The organism is Roseburia faecis, assembly GCF_001406815.1.
In the GTDB taxonomy this organism is placed as follows: domain Bacteria; phylum Bacillota; class Clostridia; order Lachnospirales; family Lachnospiraceae; genus Roseburia; species Roseburia faecis.
Window position 1 is genome coordinate 1 of sequence record NZ_CVRR01000011.1, and the last position, 18,602, is coordinate 18,602.

Consider the following 18,602-nt stretch of genomic DNA (forward strand, 5'->3'; position numbering starts at 1 on the left):
GGGCACTGGGTAGAAACCGAGCCGATGGAGTGGCGGGCACAGTATAATTTTGACCAGGTCGGAGAAAAAGATATGTATCTTCTCCACCATGAGGAAATAGAATCCCTTGCCAAAAATATTCCGGGTGTGAAAAGAATCCGGTTTTTCATGACGTTTGGACAGAGTTATCTTACACACATGAAATGCCTTGAGGATGTGGGAATGCTCCGGACAGATCCGATTATGGTAGACGGAAAAGAAGTGGTGCCGTTACAGGTGTTAAAAGAACTGCTTCCGGATCCGGCATCACTTGGACCACGGACAGTAGGGAAGACAAATATCGGATGTATTTTTAATGGGATAAAGGACGGAAAAAAGAAGTCTATTTATATTTATAATGTATGTGATCATCAGGAATGCTACAAAGAAGTGGAATCACAGGCAGTTTCCTATACAACAGGAGTACCGGCAATGATAGGTTCCATGATGGTTGTGACAGGACTCTGGAAAAAGCCCGGAGTATTCAATCTTGAGGAGATGGATCCGGATCCGTATATGGAGGCACTGAATAAGTTTGGTCTTCCATGGAAGGTAGTCGAAAATCCGGTACCCGTGGATTGTTACAAGACAGCAGATCCTTCTGTCCATATGGATTGATGAGCCGGAGGAAAGGATGAAGATTAGTGAACTGAAAACTCCCTGCTACGTGATAGATGAGGGAAAACTGACAGAAAACCTGAAGATTTTGCATCATGTAATGCAGAGAACGGGCGCAAAGATCCTTCTTGCACAAAAAGCATTCAGTGCATTTTGTGAATATCCCCTGATTGGAAAATATTTAAGCGGGACGACGGCAAGCGGGCTGTATGAAGCACGGCTGGCACAGGAAGAGATGGGAAAAGAAAACCATGTCTTCTGTCCGGCATATCTGCCGGAAGAAATGGACGAACTGGTAAAAATATGTGACCATATTGTTTTTAATTCCGTTTCCCAGTTTCTGGTTCATAAGGAAAAAATCAAAAAAGCAGCTGCAGGGATAAGTACAGGACTTAGAATTAACCCGGAGTGTTCTACACAGGAAGGGCATGAGATTTATGATCCGTGCGGTACGGGTTCAAGGCTTGGTGTAACGAGGGCAGAGCTTGACAAAGCCATACAAAACGGTTTTGACCTGTCGCAGATAGACGGGTTTCACTTCCATACGCTCTGTGAACAGAATTCGGATGCCCTGGAAACGACACTTGATGCCGTGGAAAAAAAGTTTGGAGATCTGCTGTACGGACGGAAATGGCTTAATATGGGTGGCGGACATCATATCACAAAAGCCGGTTACGACATGGAAAAACTGGAGGACTGCATCCGGCGCATGCAGGAAACATATGACCTTGAAATTTATCTTGAGCCGGGGGAGGCAGTAGCCCTGAATGCAGGCTATCTTGAGACAACCGTACTCGATATTGTCGAAAACAATGGGATAAAGATACTGGTTCTGGACACTTCGGCGGCATGCCATATGCCGGATGTACTCGAAATGCCGTACCGTCCGCCGCTTAAGGACAGTGGAAAAGCAGGGGAGAAAGCATATACATACCGGCTTTCTTCCTGTACCTGTCTGGCAGGTGATGTGATCGGTGATTACTCATTTGATAAAGCGATAAAAGTGGGTGACAGGCTTACATTCTGTGACATGGCAATTTATTCCATGGTCAAAAATAATACGTTTAACGGTATGCCGCTTCCGGATATCGCGGTTATGGGGGCGGATAAAGAATGCAGGGTAATCAGGAGATTTGGATATGAAGATTTTAAAGGAAGGCTGTCCTAGCCAGGATGGATTTCATATGCCAGCGGAGTATGAACCGCATAAAGGGACAATACTTATATGGCCGAAACGGCCGGGTTCCTGGATATATGGTGCAAAAAAGGCAAGAGAGGCTTTTGCGGATGTCATATGTGCCACTGCGGAATCCGAGACGGTATATCTGCTGGTGGAAGCGGGGGAGCTGGATCATGCACAAATGATCATTGAAGCTGTCCGGAAAGAAAAAAACTATCAGAAAAATTATCCGGTCCATTATATGGAAATTGCATCGGATGATGCATGGGCGAGGGATGTCGGACCGACCTTTGTTGTCAATGGGCAGGGGCAGGTACGGGGTATTGACTGGTGTTTTAATGCATGGGGTGGAATCTGTGACGGATTGTATGCAGACTGGGAAAAGGATGATAAAGTAGCGTCTTCTTTTTGCCGGAAGGCAGGATATGATCTGTATGATGCGCATCCGTTTGTGCTAGAAGGAGGGGCAATCCATACCGATGGAGAGGGAACCATCCTTGTGACAGAAAGCTGTCTGCTCAGCAAAGGCAGGAATCCGGAGCTTTCAAAAGAAAAGATCGGACAGAAGTTGATGGACTATCTTGGGGCAGAAAAAATCATCTGGATTCCATATGGAATCTACAACGATGAGACAAACGGACACATAGACAATGTCTGTGCATTTACCGCTCCCGGACATGTGGTGCTTGCGTGGACGGAGGATTCCAAAGATCCACAGTATCCTTTGTCATCTGCAGATCTTGCAATATTGGAAAAAGAGACAGATGCCAGGGGGCGGAAGCTCATAGTCCACAAAGTCCCGGTTCCGGGGAAACCGGTTTGTATAACGGAATATGAACTTGCTGGTTTTTCCTTTGAAGAGGGGGAGGAGCAGCGAAAAGCAGGGGAGCGGCTTGCCGCAAGCTATGTTAATTTTTATATTACAAATGGAGGAGTACTGATTCCCCAGTTTGAGGATGAAATGGATGCAGAGGCTGTGAACATCATAGGGGGGCTTTTTCCCGGAAGGAAAGTATACCCGGTTTACGCACGTGATATTATTGTCGGTGGTGGGAACATTCATTGTATTACACAGCAGATACCGGCTGATTCCGGGAGGATGGGAGGAGCATGATATGAGAAAAACCACAGTGGCTGCCATACAGATGGGCTGCGGCAGTGATGTAAAAGAAAATATAGAAAAAGCATCGGAACTGATCAGGGAGGCCGCTGCACAGGGGGCGCAAGTCATTCTTCCCCCTGAACTTTTCGAAAGACCGTATTTCTGTCAGGAGAGAAGGTATGAATATTATGGATATGCAAGAACGCCAGAGGAAAATGATGCTGTCATCCATATGAAAAAACTGGCAAAAGAGCTGGAAACGGTGATTCCGGTGAGCTTTTATGAAGCCGGGGATCACAGACAGATGTTCAATTCCGTGGCAGTCATTGATGCCGATGGAAGTGTGCGCGGCATTTACAGGAAAACACATATTCCGGACGACCATTATTATCAGGAAAAATTTTATTTTACGCCCGGTGATACAGGGTTTCGGGCATTTAAAACCAGATATGGGACGATTGGTGTTGGAATCTGCTGGGATCAGTGGTTTCCGGAGACGGCAAGAGGCATGGCACTAAAAGGGGCGGAACTCCTTTTCTATCCAACTGCAATCGGAAGCGAGCCGATACTTGGCTGCGACAGTATGCCGCACTGGAGACGGTGCATGATGGGGCATGCGGCATGTAATCTTATGCCGGTCATTGCTGCAAACAGGATCGGGACAGAAACCGTGGAACCGTGCGCGGAAAATGGACAGCAGAGCTCAGCCCTCACGTTTTACGGTTCCTCTTTTATCACAGACGCAACAGGGGAAGTGACAGAAGAGATGGACAGGGTATCAGAAGGCTTTATCCTGCATACGTTTGATCTGGATGAAATAGAAGAAGAAAGAAGAAGCTGGGGGCTGTTCCGGGACAGAAGACCGGAAATATATTTGAAAGAATAGTGATGGTGCGGCTGCACATATGGAAAATTTCTGTCATATGATAAAGCATACCTGAATAAAATGAAAGGATGCAAAAAAATGGCAATATTTACCAATCAGGCACAGCTCCGCTATGGAAACGCTGTAGCCAATTCCAACGTTGCAGTGGGAGAAATCCTTGAGGTACTTGCCGCAACCAAAACTGCGGTACGCAAAACATACGGGCAGAATGACCGTGTCACCTATGTTGTGAGCATAGTGAATTCCGGAAATACAGCCATGACAGGACTGACGGTTGCAGATGATCTGGGGGCATATGCATTTGGCACAGACACACTGGTGCCTCTGACGTATGTGGCAGATACCGTGCGTTATTATAGCAATGGAATCTTACAGACAACACCGGCAGTCACGGCAGGACCACCCCTTTCCGTTTCCGGGATCAGTGTACCGGCGGGGGGAAACGTGACCATTGTATATGAGGCAGAAACCAATGCGTTTGCACCTCTTTTGGCGGAATCGGAGATTACCAACACGGTGACCGTTTCCGGAGGGGGAATTACACCGGTTACCGCAAAGGAAACCGTCATCGCGGAAAGTGGTCCGAAGCTGACAATCACCAAATCCGTCAGTCCGGTTCCGGTTACGGAAAATGGAACACTGACCTATACGTTCCTTATCCAGAATACCGGAAATACTGCGGCACTGGCGGCAACCGGCGCAGTGGTGACAGACACATTCGATCCGGTACTTTCGAATCTTGCGGTATCGTATAATGGAACGGCTTGGTCGGATCCGGCAAATTATTCCTACAATGCTACGACCGGTACTTTTGCGACGCAGGAAGGGCAGATTACCGTACCGGCAGCAACCTTCACGCAGGATGCCACAACCGGCGAGTGGACAGTGACACCGGGGGCAGGCACACTTACCGTAACCGGAACAATCTGAGTTTTCTTTTCAGGGGATTACCACGAAATGGGTGGTAATCCCTTTTTTGCGTGACATGGCGCAGTGCTGAGTGAACAGTAACGTGGTGCTTGCATTTCCGGTATAGTTATGGAATAATTAAAAGAAAACATATGAATGCAAAATATAAAGTATAAAGGACAGGGTGAGAAACTGAAAGATGAAAAAGTATATGGGGAATAAAAAGGAAGTACTTTTATTTTATCTTCTGATGATTGCGGTGATTGGCTGGTTTGTGGTAGCGGAGACAGTGTATCCGTCAGAACGTATCAAAGATTCCAGACCGGAGAATCTTACATACAGAGGGACATTTACCTGGCAAAGAGATCAATGATGACCATTATGGACAGAAGCGTATTATATCAGATTAACAGTCTGGAGAAACCACAGAAAATCAGTGGATTCTTAAAAGAAAAAGGGTATTCCCGGCAGAATCTTGTAGATCTGCGCAAAGACGAACAGGCAATCTGCCTGAACGGAACGTATGTACATATGAACCACATGCTTGCAGAAGGGGATGTTCTGACCGTATGGATTCGGGAAAAGGAAAATTCCGGACAGATCCGTCCGGTAAAACTGCCGTTTGCCATCGTTTATGAGGATGAGGATCTGCTTGTGATCAACAAACCGGCAGGAATGCCGGTTCATCCATCCCGCGGGAATCCGGAGAATTCTCTCGGCAATGCACTGGCATGGTATTTCAAAGAGCAGGGGGTTCCCTTTGTGTTCCGCTGTATCAACCGGCTGGACCGAGATACCTCTGGGCTTACTATTGTGGCAAAACATGCGGTTTCTGCGGCGATCCTCGGGCAGATGGTGCGGGCAAAAGCCGAGCAGGGACTAAAAGCACCCGGGATTCACCGGACGTATCTTGCGCTTGTGGAGGGAAAGGTTGTGCCGGTTTCCGGCGTCATTGATGCACCGATTGCCAGACAGGAGGACCGCTGCCTGCGCCGCGTTGTTGATTTTAAGCGGGGAGACCGGGCGGTGACGCATTACCGGGTTCTGACCGGATGGCAGACCGGAAATGCACAGAAGTTCCGCAGTCTGGTAAAACTTCAGCTTGAGACCGGGAGAACCCACCAGATCCGCGTGCATATGGCATATCTGGGACATCCGCTGGTGGGAGATTTTTTTTATAATCCGGCATACGGGGAAAATCAGATTGACCGTCGGGACGATGAGAATTCCGGGGAGAGACAGATTTTTCAGGGAAAGACTTTTTCCTGTGGAAAAGAGCAATATGATATTGGCCGTCAGGCACTGCATGCATGGAAACTTTCGTTTCCGCATCCCATGACCGGACAGCCGATGAATTTTACGGCACCGCTGCCACCGGATATGCAAAGGCTGATACCAGAAGAAGCATTGCCTTCTGTGTAATCATAACAGGGTAACATGCACAGATGTGGATTATATGCGCTGTGCACAGATATCCTGCAGGCAGCAGTGCTCACAGTGCGGAGTCGTGCGTGCGCTGCAGATGTCACGTCCGTGCAGCACAAAGCGGTGACATAAATCATTCCCTTCTTCCGGCGGAATGATTTTCCACAATTCCATTTCCACCTTTTTTGGCTCTTTGATATGGTCGACCAGACCAATCCGGTTACACAGACGGATGCAGTGCGTGTCCGTCACGATGGCCGGTTTTCCAAAGACATCTCCCATAATCAGGTTGGCACTTTTACGCCCGACACCCGGCAGCTTTAACAGGGCATTAAAATCGTTTGGAACATTTCCACCATACACATCCCGCAGCATCCGCATGCAGGCACTGATATCCCTTGCCTTGCTTTTTCCCAGTCCACAGGGACGCACAATTTCTTCGATTTCTTCCACAGGAGCATCTGCTAAAGCATTGACATCCGGGAATTTTTCGTACAGTTTGGGTACGATCATATTCACGCGGGCGTCCGTACACTGTGCCGCCAGCCGCACACTGACGAGCAGCTTCCAGGCCTCATTGTAATCTAAGCTGCAGGCCGCATCCGGGTATGCCTGCTTCAGTCGCGCAATCACTTCCAGTGCCAGTTTCTTTTTTTCATCTATATTCATCATCCTATATTCTCCGTAACTTTCTGTTATGTGTAAGCAAATTTATTATACCACGTGCCAAAACAGAAGCAAATGGATTTGTGATCCTTATCCTGGTACTTATCTTTTTTCCAACACACAGGAAGAAGGGAATCATTTCTTTTGAAAGAACAAATTTGCAACTGCTCCGGAGTTCCATCAAATAACGCAAATAGCGTAATCCTGCAAACCCGCAAATACGTACGTGAAATCAGAACCGGAGCTGACTTGCAGATTTTTCTGGAAAAAGAGAATGACTCCCTTCTTCCGTCGTTTTGAAAAAAACTTATGTTTAAACCAATTCCCCTCCCGAAAAAAATATGTTATATTGAAGTAAATTTCTGGAAAACACAATGGAGGAAAACATGGAGAGAATCAATGCAGTCACCTTTGCACCATTTTGCGCAAGAGGTACATTTGAAAAAGAAGAAACCAGACAGAGCTTAAAGCTCATGAAAGAAAAGACGGGGGCAAATTATGTCATTTTTGCGCCGAACGGTATGCAAAAGACCGCATTTTCCGAGGAGATTGATTATCGGACAGACCGGAATGTGACCGATGAAGAACTGATCGCCATGATCGGCTATGCCAAAGAACTGGGGCTTAACGTTGCCTTGAAACCGACCGCAAACTGCGCGGATGGAACCTGGCGGGCGCATATCAATTTTTTTGATGAAGATGTGGTGTGTGAACCGAAGTGGGGCAATTGGTTTGCCTCTTACCGGGCATTTCAGGAACACTATGCCGGACTTGCGCAGCAGTGCGGAGTGGATCTGTTTATTGCAGGCTGCGAGATGGTGCAGACCGAGCGCCGCGAAGCGGAATGGCGGGAAGTGATTGCGGCAATCCGCCGGAAGTATGACGGACCGGTTTCCTACAATACCGATAAGTACCAGGAACACAATGTGAAATGGTGGGATGCGGTAGATGTGATTTCGTCCAGCGGGTATTATCCGATCAACGACTGGGACAATCAGCTGGATCGTATTGAACAGGTGGTAAAGAAGTTTGACAAGCCGTTTTTCTTTGCCGAGGCAGGCTGCATGTCTGTGGAAGGCTCGAATCAGGTGCCAAACGACTGGGGCGTGCAGGGCGCGTATGACGAAAAAGGACAGGCAGACTGGTTCCGGACAATGTTTGCCGCCTGCCAAAAGAGAGAATGGGTAGGCGGATTTGGAATCTGGGAGTGGGCGGCCTGGCATGGAAACGGCACAAAACCAGTCAAAAGAAACGATTATGAAGTGTATGGAAAAGAAGCACTCGAAGTGATTTGTCGGAAATATTCACAAGTTTTGGAATGAAAATTTAGCTTAATTCCGATTAAAAATATATTTACACAAACTTAAATTATGGTATACTAAAATAAAAAAGCCGAATAGAAGGGGGACCTGAAATGAGTTATATGGATACATACAAGAAATGGTGCACAGACAATTATTTTGATGAGGATACCAAAAAAGAACTGCTGGCACTACAAGGAAATGATGCAGAGATCGAGGATCGTTTTTACCGTCAGCTGGAGTTTGGTACTGGTGGTCTGCGCGGGGTAATCGGCGCAGGAACAAACCGTATGAATATTTATACGGTTCGTCAGGCAACCCAGGGACTGGCAAACTATATCATTTCGCAGAACGGACAGGACAAGGGAGTTGCGATTGCTTATGATTCCCGTATCATGTCCCCGGAGTTTTCCGATGAGGCAGCGCTCTGCCTGAATGCAAATGGTATCAAAACCTACCGTTTTGAATCCCTGCGTCCGACACCGGAGCTGTCCTTTTCTGTTCGGGAACTTGGATGTATTGCAGGTATTGTAATTACGGCAAGCCATAATCCACGCGAGTATAACGGATACAAAGTATACTGGGAGGATGGCGCACAGATCACACCTCCACACGATAAAAATATTCTTGCAGAAGTGGCAAAAGTCACTGATTTTTCACAGGTAAAGACTATGATGAAATCTGAGGCCGAAGCTGCAGGACTTTATCATACCATCGGAAAAGAAATGGATGACCGCTATATGGAAGAACTCAAAAAACAGTCGATCCACCCGGAAATCATCAAAGCGATGGCAAAAGATATCAAGATCGTTTACACTCCGTTACATGGAACAGGAAATCTCCCGGTACGCCGTGTATTAAAAGAACTGGGATTTGAAAATGTCTATGTAGTAAAAGAGCAGGAACTTCCGGATGGAAATTTCCCGACCGTTTCCTATCCGAATCCAGAGTCGCCAAAGGCATTTGAGCTTGCACTGAAACTGGCAAAAGAAGTAGATGCGGATATCGTTCTGGCAACCGATCCGGATGCCGATCGTCTGGGTGTTTATGCAAAGGATACCAAGACAGGAGAGTATGTAAGTTTCACTGGAAATATGTCCGGTATGCTGATTGCAGAGTACATTCTGCGTGAGAAAAAAGCAAACGGAACACTCCCGGCAAACGGTGCACTGGTTGAGACTATCGTAACCACCGACATGGCAAAGGCAATCGCAAAAGCTTACGGAGTAAAACTGATCGAGGTACTGACCGGATTTAAGTATATCGGTGAGCAGATCAAATTTTTTGAGCAGCAGAACAGTTATGAGTACGTCTTTGGACTGGAAGAAAGCTACGGATGTCTGGCAGGTACTTATGCAAGAGATAAGGATGCCTGTGTGGCAGTCATGATGCTCTGCGAAGTGGCAGCATGGTGCAAATCCAACGGAATCACCCTCTGGGATGCCATGGTTTCCCTGTATGAGACTTACGGTTATTACAAAGAAGGTCTTGAGACTATGACCTTAAAGGGTATGGACGGAGCAGAAAAGATTCAGAGCATGATGAACGAGATGCGCAGCAACCCGCCGAAAAAGATCGGTGCATGGGATGTTTTAGCACTTCGTGATTACAAGAAAGATACAAGAACAGATATGACAAGCGGAGAAGTTACACCAACCGGACTTCCGGAAAGTAACGTTCTTTACTATGAACTGAGCAACAATGCATGGTGTTGTGTACGTCCATCCGGAACAGAGCCAAAGATCAAATTCTATTTTGGCGTTGTAGGAACGGACATCAAAGATTCCGAAAAGAAACTGGATGAGCTGCGCAACGCAATGCTTACATACGCAGGAGAATAAAATTTATGGATGATCAGAAGAATATAAAACCGGATTTTTCCAAAGCAGGAGAAGACAGCATCCTCTATAAAAAAGAGGAGCCGAAGACAGAAAGAGAAAAGTTAAAGGAACTGCATGGAAAAGATAAAATATGGTATCTGGTTCATTACTATGGATTGCAGACCATGGTCGCACTTGCCATTATAGGAACCATCAGCTTTCTGATCATCCATTATATTACGCAAAAGGATACCGCACTGGAAATTATGGCAGTAAATGCCATACAGTCTGCTGACAATCCGGCTGGGGATTCCGGTTATTATAATGATTTCCTAAAAGAAAACGGACTGGATCCGGATAAAAGCGAAGTGCTTGTCAGCAGTAATCTGGGAGCCTCGGCAAATGAGAACGACGGGGCATCCGCAGAGAGCATTCAGATGATTCAGAGCCTCTTTATGACACAGTCCGTGGATGTGTTTTTTTCCGACTATGATTTCTTTTATTCACTGGGAGAATTCGATTATTTTACGGATATACGGGAATGTTTTCCGGAAGAGGTACTGGAAAAATACAAAGATGATATTGTGTATGTGAAAAGTACGGAGACAGGGAAAAAATATCCGATTGGCATAAAACTAAAAGGCAATGCGTGGGTGGAAAAAACCGGCTGGTATCCGGATACCTGTGTGGTAGGTCTGGCAGCAGGTTTAAAAAACAAGGATCTGGCAGTGAAATTTATAGAAGAAAACATACTGGAGGATTAACATGAGTATCGTATTTGATGAAAATCTGGATCTGTTTTGTCTGGAGACAGCGAATACCAGCTATATCATAGGTCTTGCAGACCACCGGACCTTTGTAGGTCATGTATATTACGGCAGGCGTGTTCGCAGACAGGATCTGCGTTATCTGCTCCGCACCGGAGAGGCACCGTTTGTTCCGTCTGGGAATGAAAGAGAGTGCTGCTCTTTTTATGACACATTTCCGGCAGAATATTCGGGAAACGGAGTGGGAGATTACAGGGAAAGCAGTATTGCCGTGCGTACACAGGCAGGTCAGCATGCGGTTATGCCGACGTATGTTTCCTATGAAATTACAGATCAGAAACCAGAACTTCCGGGACTTCCGTCCGCATTTGACAGGGAGCATACTGCACAGACACTGATTCTTCGCTGCAGGGATGAAGTGTTGCAGCTGGATGTGGATCTGTATTATACCGTGTTTGAAGAAAACGATATGATTACCAGAAGCGTGCGCATCAGCAATCAGAGCAAAGAGGCAGTTTACCTCACAAAAGCATATTCGGCATGCATGGATATGGATGATGATGCCTACGAGATGCTGACACTTCACGGTTCATGGGCAAGAGAACGCCAGATGGACCGCCGTCCGCTGGGATATGGAAAGACCAGTGTGGGAAGTATCCGTGGGGAGTCCTCCCATCAGGAACACCCATTTATGGCATGGATGAAATCTTCCACGACACAGACAGCCGGCGAAGTGTATGCCATGCATTTTATTTATTCCGGCAATTTTATCGCACAGCTGGAAAAAAGCCAGTTTGACAGTATCCGTGCAGTCATGGGAATTCATCCGGCAGATTTTTCCTGGAAACTGGAAAGTGAAGAATCATTTTATACACCGGAAGCTGTCCTTACATTTTCCGCAGAGGGACTTGGAAAAATGACCCGTAATTTCCACGACTTCTATCGGAATCATTTAATCCGCAGCAAATACCGCAATCAGAAACGCCCGATTCTGATCAACAACTGGGAAGCAACCTACTTTGATTTCAATACCGAAAAACTTTTAGATATTGCAAAACTTGCCTCTCAGTACGGAATTGAAATGCTGGTTATGGATGATGGCTGGTTTGGACACCGCAACGATGACAGTACAAGTCTTGGGGACTGGTTTGTTAATGAAAAGAAACTGCCGGGCGGATTGAACTATCTGGTAGATGAAGTGAATAAGCTTGGCATGAAATTCGGTATCTGGATGGAACCGGAAATGATTTCCCCGGATTCGGAATTGTACAAAGAGCATCCGGACTGGGCAATTGCTGTGAAAGGACGCACCGGAACGCTTTCGAGAAATCAGTATGTCCTTGATTTCAGCAGAAAAGATGTGAGGGACTGCATCTATGAAAAGATCCGTGCAATTTTAAACAGTGCCAATATCGAATATGTGAAGTGGGATATGAACCGTCAGCTTACCGATCTGGGAAGCCTTGCGCTTCCGGCAGACCGCCAGGGGGAGTTAAGCCACCGTTATGTGCTTGGTGTGTATGAGATGCAGGAACGCCTGACCCGTGATTTCCCGGATCTTCTTCTGGAGAACTGTTCCGGTGGTGGAGCACGTTTTGATCCGGGTATGCTTTATTACAGCCCACAGATCTGGTGCTCGGATGATACGGATGCAATCGAGAGACTTGGCATTCAGGAAGGTACGGCACTGATTTATCCACTGTCTGCAATGGGAGCACACGTTTCGGACTGCCCGAACCATACCGTGGGCAGAAATACCCCGTTTAAGACAAGAGGGGAAGTTGCCCTGGCAGGAACCTTTGGTTATGAGTTGGATATCACAAAGATTGCAAAGGAAGAGCAGGAACAGATTCCACAGCAGACAGCTATGTATCACAAGTATAACGATCTGGTAAGGGAGGGGGATTATTACCGTATCGCTTCTTACCGGGAAAATCATTTCTACGATTGTTATATGGTAGTATCCAAAGATAAAAAAGAGGCACTAGTTACTTTCGTGACCGTACACGCACGCCCGAATTACCACAGTTTAAAAGTACGCCTGCAGGGACTGAATCCGAATCTGGATTATCGTCTGGAAGGTGAGATGGAGAACGAATGCGTATACGGCGGAGATCTGCTTATGAATGCCGGTATGCTGGTTCCTTCCGAGCAGGGAGATTACAGAAGTTATCTGTACCATTTTGTGGCAGATTAATTGACAGAGGAAGAAAAAGAATGTAAAATCAACTTAAATTATCCAGTTTATATAGTTAAATAAGTAAATTAGTATGAAAATATCGAGGGAATTATGGCAAAAGCAGTGAAACTTGCAGATATCGCCGAACAGGTTGGTGTCAGCACGGTAACCGTTTCCAAAGCCTTGTCGGGACAAAAAGGCGTCAGTGAAGAGATGCGGGAGAAAATAAAGAACCTTGCAGAAGAGCTTGGTTACCGCAGTCCTTCGGAGACAAAACGGCAGTCTGCGGAAAAACAATATAATATCGGAGTCCTGATACAGGAAGTATATCTGGACAAATACGCTTCCTTTTACTGGAAAATGTATCAGGAAGTAAACAAGAGGGCAGTTTCCCGTGGGTGTTTTACGCTGCTCGAAAGTATTTCAAGGGAGAGTGTGCTGGAAAACCAGATGCCGCTTCTGCTTCAGGAAAAAAAGGTGGATGGTCTGATCATTCTTGGCGATATGACAAAACCATACATTGAAAAGATTGAAAAAGAGGGCGGCGTGCCGGTGGTCTGTCTGGATTTTTATAACGATGCCGTTGGTCTGGACACAGTTATTTCCAATAGTTTTTACGGCACCTATGCACTGACGAATTATCTGTTTTCCATGGGGCATACAAAAATTGCCTATGTAGGAACGGTTGGCATGACAAACAGTATTACAGACCGATATCTTGGTTACCGCAAGTCTATGATGGAACACAGAGTGGATGTGCCAAAAGATTATGTGATTGATGACCGGGATACAAAAACCGGGCGGATGGATCTGGAAAAATATTATAAATTTCCGAAAGATATGCCGACGGCATTTGTCTGTAACTGCGATCTTGCAGCTTCGTATCTGATCCGGAAACTTGAAAATGAAGGCTACCGGGTTCCGGAAGATGTTTCCGTTGTGGGATTTGATAATTTTCTTTATCCGGGGCTGTGCGATATCGGAATTACGACATATGAGGTGGATATATCGGAGATGGCACGCAGAGCCATTCACAAGATTGTCCGCAAAATTGCAAATGAAAACTATACAGCCGGTGTGTTCATTGTAGATGGACATGTGGTATTTAAAGATAGTGTAGCTCGGATATAGAAACCGGGGCATCCTGCTTAAATGCAAGTGGGGTTGCCCCGGTTTCCCGTTTAAACAGATTGATAAAATGATTGGTATTATGAATTCCTACCTTGCTTCCGATTTCGTGTATGGTGTCGTTGGTAGTCAGAAGCAGTTTTTTAGCCTCTTCAATCCGCTTATGGTTTAAGTACTGGACAGGAGAAGCCCCATAGTATTTAGAAAACTCGCGGCAGATCCGGTATTTGCTGACGGAATACGTATTTTCCAGTTCGTCCAGTGAATAATTTTCTCCGTATTGTGTGTCAAATAAATGATGAATTTCCCACAGATAATCCGGGATCGTATCCCGGCGTGTGGCAGGATGGCCGGAATAGACAGCCATTTCCGTAAGAATATTGGTGATCCACATGGAGATCCGGCAGACGGACAGAGGATCATTAAAAGTGTCTTTCTGCAGATTCTGTAAATGCTCCATCGTATGGAACAGAGTAAACATAGAAGAACTCTCTGTCGGATAGGCAAGAGGTGATGGGAGCAGTGTGTGAAACTGCAGGAGGGCGAGACCGGAAATATACATATGGAAATAGTGGCAGTGGCCTTTTAAGATTTCGATCGTGAGGGGACCGGAAATCGGAAGAAGCGCTGCGTGCCGGTCTGCCAGCCGACACGTATGATGTTCATCCGTTACAGAAAGAGTGCCTTCATATACATAGAAAAAATGATAAGGCGCGTTGATACGGAATGTCATGGAACAATTGTTCGGAAAGGAACAGATGCCTTTTCCGAGCAGATGAATAAAGCCGTCATCCGCTGGTGCGGACAGCGGAAAAGCCGTAAAGTTTTTCATGTTGTCAGATAATACATGCTTTGGCACCGTTCCTGTAATCCCATGATGCTGTAATTGTTCCATAAAATCATCCTCTTTCAATCATAACCAGTTTTTAATTAAGTATAATTGGATGAAAGGTAAAAAGCAATAATTTAAAATGAAATATAACTTAAAATTACTTTTTGGACAAAAATATATAGACATAATGCATAAAAAAGTAAATGTAAAATTGTGCATTATAGGGAATGTGTTTGAAAACGCAATATGATATGATTAAAAGCAATAAAGAGTGATGATTAAATTAACAAAAAATGTATACTTAAATTAACTTAATAATTCACATGTTTAAGGAGGAGAACAACATGAAATTTAAAAAGTTTATGGCACTTGGTCTTGTAGCTGCAATGACCGCAACATTATTCGCAGGATGCGGTTCTAAGGGAAATGATTCTGCTGATACCACACAGAAATCAGACAGCGCTTCCGCAGATGGTCTTGTAAGCTATTCAGACATTGTATTGGGAGAAACAGGAAAAGACTTAAGCGCAACAATTACAATGTTCAACCACAGAACAGATATGGATACCGATGATTACGGCGGAAAGAACTGGAAATCTTATCTGGAAGACTTCAACAAAGAGTATCCGAATATCAAGGTTGAAATCACTACAGATACAAACTATGCCGATGATGCACTGACACATTTACAGTCCGGACAGTACGAAACCATTACCATGATTCCGGCAGTAGATAAGGCAGACCTCAGTACATATTATATGTCATACGGTACACTTGATGAGATGAGCCAGCAGATCAACTACGCAAACACATGGCTCTATGGAAATGATGTATACGGTGTTCCTTCCACAGCAACGACACAGGGTATCGTTTACAACAAGAAAGTGTTTGAGGATGCCGGTGTGACCGATGTTCCAAAGACTCCGGACGAGTTCATTGATGCATTAAAGAAGATCAAGGACAAGACGGATGCAATTCCGCTTTACACAAACTATGCAGCAGGCTGGACAATGGGTGCATGGGATGCTTATATCGGAAACAATGCAACTGGTGACAATACATATTTCAACCAGAAACTCCTTCATACAAAGGATCCATTCAAGGATTATGGCGATGGCACACATCCATATGCAGTATACAAGATCCTTTACGATGCAGTTGCTGGCGGACTTACCGAGGATGACTATTCTACAACTGACTGGGAAGGCTCTAAGAGCATGTTAAACAACGGACAGATCGGATGTATGGTACTTGGATCATGGGCTTACCCACAGATGGAAGCAGCCGGTGAGAACGCAGATGACATCGGATATATGCCATTCCCGATTTCTGTAAACGGTGAGCAGTATGCATCAGCCGGAGCAGATTACTCTTACGGTATCAACGTAAACGCTTCTGATGATGAGAAGCAGGCAGCTTTAATCTTTGTTAAGTGGATGACTGAAAAGTCTGGATTTTCTTACAACGAGGATGGGCTTCCGGTTGCAAAGTCATCTTCTGATACAAAGCTTGATTTCTCTGGTGTGACATTCCTTGAGGATGAACCGGCTGTAGAAGGCGAAGAGGATCTTTTAAATGCATTAAATGCTGATTCAGAACTGAACATTAACAACGGCGGTAATGATAAGATTCAGGCAATCATTGAGCATGCAGCAAATGGCGATGAGAGCTTTGATGATATTATGAACGAGTGGAACCAGAAATGGACAGATGCTCAGGAATCTGAGGGCGTAGAAATTACAGAGTAGTTCCACGCTGCATAAAGGTACATCATCCAGCTGCCGGGCCGAAAAACTGTTTTCGGCCCGGTGGCATGATTGCCTGTTTCATATGGGAGGAACGTAGTATGAAATCAAAATCATTTAATTTAAAAAAATGGGCAAAGAGCAGAGCCGGCCAGCAGGTATTTATCTGTATCGGTTTTATGATTATCCCATTGCTCTTACTCTTTTTATTCACTTATTTTCCATTTGCGGAAATGATCAAATTTAGTTTTTATAAGATGAAATATACAACGCCAATAGACAGGCGCGAATTTGTCGGATGGGACAACTATCTTGATGTATTCAGAAGAAAAGATTGTTTCGGGGCGTTGAAACTTAGTTTATTCTATATGGTCGGTGCATTGATCCAGCTTGTGCTTGCACTGTATCTTGCAACAATTTTAAGCTTTAAGGTAAAGGGTGGAAATCTTTTCAAAGGGCTGATGTTTTTCCCTTACCTCATCAGTGGTATTGCCATTGGTTTTATCTTTAAATTCTTCTTCACCAGAGGATTCGTATTTGATACAATCCTGCAGTGGTGTGGGTTTCAATTAGAAAATCTTCCATACTGGTTAAAGGATCAGAGTGTAAACAACTGGTCCCTGACGGCGACTTCCGTATGGCGGTATACCGGACAGAATATGGTACTGTTTATTGGTGCCATGATGTCTGTGGATAGCGAACTCTACGAAGCAGCGTCCCTGGATGGTGCAAATAAATGGGAGCAGTTTAAACACATTATTCTCCCGAGTATCAAGACAATTATTACATTAAATGTTATCCTTTCCATCACCGGTTCCTTAAGTGCGTTTGAGGCGCCTTTCGTAATCACCACCGGTGCAAACGGAACAGGAACGTATTTCGTAATTATGAACAAGATCGCACATACCAGCCAGAAAGTAGGTCTGGCATCGGCAATGTCTGTTGTTCTGCTGATGATCATCTTTATCTGTACGATCTTACAGAATGTGTTCTTTAAATATGTGTTCAGGGATGCCGCGTCGGAGGATGAATCCTATAAGGCAAAGAAAGCCCGGCTGAAGGCAGAAAAACAGGTGATTAAGCAGATCAAAAAACAGGAGAAAATGAAGAAAGGAGCGGCGAAATAATGAGTAGTACAGCAGCAGTAAAACGTAAAAACATGAAACATTATTCCGTAGGAAGCATTATCTGGATTATTGTGGAATATGCATCGCTGATCTTTTTCGGATTCTGTGCAATCATTCCGATTGTTTCCTGTATCACAACGGCATTTAAGACAGATGCCGAGTACCAGAATACCAATGTTATGGCATTTCCGGGAAGCTGGCTGAATTTTGACAACTTTGTAAATGCATTTAAGACGGCAAATATGGGACGCGCATTTTTAAACTCTGTCATAGTTATGGTGGTTGTGCTTACTGTATCCGTTATTGTAGGTTCCCAGCTTGCTTACGTATTGAATCGTTTCAAGTTCCCAGGCAATGGGTTTATCCGTAACCTTTATACAATTGCCGCACTGCTTCCGGCAGTAGCAATGCAGGTTACCGTATACCAGATTATGTCAGATTTACATCTTGTAAACAGTCTGGGCGGTTATATCATTATGAGCTGTGGTACCGATGTTATTTCCATGTATATTTTCATTCAGTTTATGGAAAATATTCCGCTTTCACTGGATGAGTCGGCAATTATCGATGGCGCAAATTACTGGCAGATTTATTGGAAGATTATGCTTCCACTGTTAAAACCGGCAATCGTTACATCCTGTATTTTAAAGGGTGTTGGTGTGTACAACGAATACTACGCAGCAAACCTTTACCTGATGAGAAAAGAGATCCGTACCATGGCACTTTCCCTCTACACATTCGTAGGACCAATGGGAAGCAAGTACAATCTGATCTGTGCAGGTGTTATTATCTCCCTGCTTCCGGCGCTGATCGTATTTGTCTGCTGCCAGAAACAGATTTACAGTGGAATTACAGCAGGTGCGGTAAAGGGTTAATGATTTTGGAAAATAAGAGGTATC

17 protein-coding genes are annotated in these 18,602 nt (G+C 45.1%); 15 read left to right on the plus strand and 2 right to left on the minus strand.

The features are described 5' to 3' along the window. From M72_RS05420 to M72_RS05445, 7 genes are all read left to right on the plus strand, one after another. On the plus strand, window positions 1-636 hold a 636-nt coding region (locus tag M72_RS05420), incomplete at its 5' end, for a saccharopine dehydrogenase family protein (RefSeq protein WP_314733825.1). Window positions 637-652: 16 nt separating this feature from the next. Next, on the plus strand, window positions 653-1,804 hold the full coding sequence (nspC, locus tag M72_RS05425; RefSeq protein ID WP_055067472.1) for a carboxynorspermidine decarboxylase: 1,152 nt from the start codon (window positions 653-655) through the stop codon (window positions 1,802-1,804). Next, complete coding sequence (gene aguA, locus M72_RS05430) at window positions 1,776-2,930, plus strand: agmatine deiminase (protein ID WP_055067473.1); 1,155 nt, start codon at window positions 1,776-1,778, stop codon at window positions 2,928-2,930. The genes nspC and aguA overlap by 29 nt, the downstream gene beginning before the upstream one ends. Window position 2,931: 1 nt before the next feature. Further along, window positions 2,932-3,804, plus strand: a complete 873-nt coding sequence (gene aguB, locus M72_RS05435; protein ID WP_055067474.1) for an N-carbamoylputrescine amidase — start codon at window positions 2,932-2,934, stop codon at window positions 3,802-3,804. A 78-nt stretch (window positions 3,805-3,882) separates the two neighbouring features. Then, a complete protein-coding gene (locus tag M72_RS05440; RefSeq protein WP_055067475.1) occupies window positions 3,883-4,734 on the plus strand; it encodes a hypothetical protein in 852 nt (283 codons plus the stop codon). A 190-nt stretch (window positions 4,735-4,924) separates the two neighbouring features. Further along, window positions 4,925-5,086, plus strand: coding sequence for a hypothetical protein (locus M72_RS17075; protein WP_206541807.1), 162 nt, complete (start codon window positions 4,925-4,927; stop codon window positions 5,084-5,086). A gap of 8 nt (window positions 5,087-5,094) precedes the next feature. Continuing rightward, entirely contained in the window at window positions 5,095-6,135 is a 1,041-nt protein-coding gene (locus M72_RS05445) for an RluA family pseudouridine synthase (protein ID WP_055067512.1), read from the plus strand. A gap of 30 nt (window positions 6,136-6,165) precedes the next feature. Here the strand turns inward: M72_RS05445 and M72_RS05450 are convergent, their stop codons facing one another. Then, window positions 6,166-6,810, minus strand: coding sequence for an endonuclease III domain-containing protein (locus M72_RS05450; protein WP_022046115.1), 645 nt, complete (start codon window positions 6,808-6,810; stop codon window positions 6,166-6,168). Between the two features lie 380 nt (window positions 6,811-7,190). Here M72_RS05450 and M72_RS05455 point away from each other — a divergent pair, with 380 nt between their 5' ends. From M72_RS05455 to M72_RS05475, 5 genes are all read left to right on the plus strand, one after another. Continuing rightward, window positions 7,191-8,126 (plus strand): glycoside hydrolase family 113, encoded by a 936-nt coding sequence (locus tag M72_RS05455; RefSeq protein ID WP_055067514.1) that lies wholly within the window; start codon window positions 7,191-7,193, stop codon window positions 8,124-8,126. 92 nt (window positions 8,127-8,218) lie between these two features. After that, a complete protein-coding gene (locus M72_RS05460) occupies window positions 8,219-9,946 on the plus strand; it encodes a phospho-sugar mutase (RefSeq protein ID WP_055067476.1) in 1,728 nt (575 codons plus the stop codon). 5 nt (window positions 9,947-9,951) lie between these two features. Beyond that, entirely contained in the window at window positions 9,952-10,689 is a 738-nt protein-coding gene (locus M72_RS05465) for a hypothetical protein (RefSeq protein ID WP_022046112.1), read from the plus strand. 1 nt (window position 10,690) lies between these two features. After that, on the plus strand, window positions 10,691-12,889 hold the full coding sequence (locus M72_RS05470) for an alpha-galactosidase (RefSeq protein ID WP_055067477.1): 2,199 nt from the start codon (window positions 10,691-10,693) through the stop codon (window positions 12,887-12,889). A 93-nt stretch (window positions 12,890-12,982) separates the two neighbouring features. After that, a complete protein-coding gene (locus tag M72_RS05475) occupies window positions 12,983-14,002 on the plus strand; it encodes a LacI family DNA-binding transcriptional regulator (RefSeq protein WP_022046110.1) in 1,020 nt (339 codons plus the stop codon). Here M72_RS05475 and M72_RS05480 read toward each other — a convergent pair. After that, window positions 13,977-14,894 (minus strand): helix-turn-helix transcriptional regulator, encoded by a 918-nt coding sequence (locus M72_RS05480; protein ID WP_022046109.1) that lies wholly within the window; start codon window positions 14,892-14,894, stop codon window positions 13,977-13,979. The two genes, M72_RS05475 and M72_RS05480, sit on opposite strands and share 26 nt — an antisense overlap. A gap of 281 nt (window positions 14,895-15,175) precedes the next feature. Between M72_RS05480 and M72_RS05485 the strand changes: the two genes are divergently transcribed. The 3 genes from M72_RS05485 to M72_RS05495 all read left to right on the plus strand — a co-directional run bounded on the left by M72_RS05485 (window position 15,176) and on the right by M72_RS05495 (window position 18,578). Next, window positions 15,176-16,579 carry an ABC transporter substrate-binding protein gene (locus M72_RS05485; protein ID WP_055067478.1) on the plus strand — a complete coding sequence of 468 codons (1,404 nt, stop codon included), beginning with the start codon at window positions 15,176-15,178 and terminating at the stop codon, window positions 16,577-16,579. Between the two features lie 98 nt (window positions 16,580-16,677). Next, on the plus strand, window positions 16,678-17,703 hold the full coding sequence (locus M72_RS05490; RefSeq protein ID WP_055067479.1) for a carbohydrate ABC transporter permease: 1,026 nt from the start codon (window positions 16,678-16,680) through the stop codon (window positions 17,701-17,703). Then, window positions 17,703-18,578 (plus strand): carbohydrate ABC transporter permease, encoded by an 876-nt coding sequence (locus M72_RS05495; protein ID WP_055067480.1) that lies wholly within the window; start codon window positions 17,703-17,705, stop codon window positions 18,576-18,578. The genes M72_RS05490 and M72_RS05495 overlap by 1 nt, the downstream gene beginning before the upstream one ends. The last annotated feature ends 24 nt before the right edge of the window (window positions 18,579-18,602 follow it).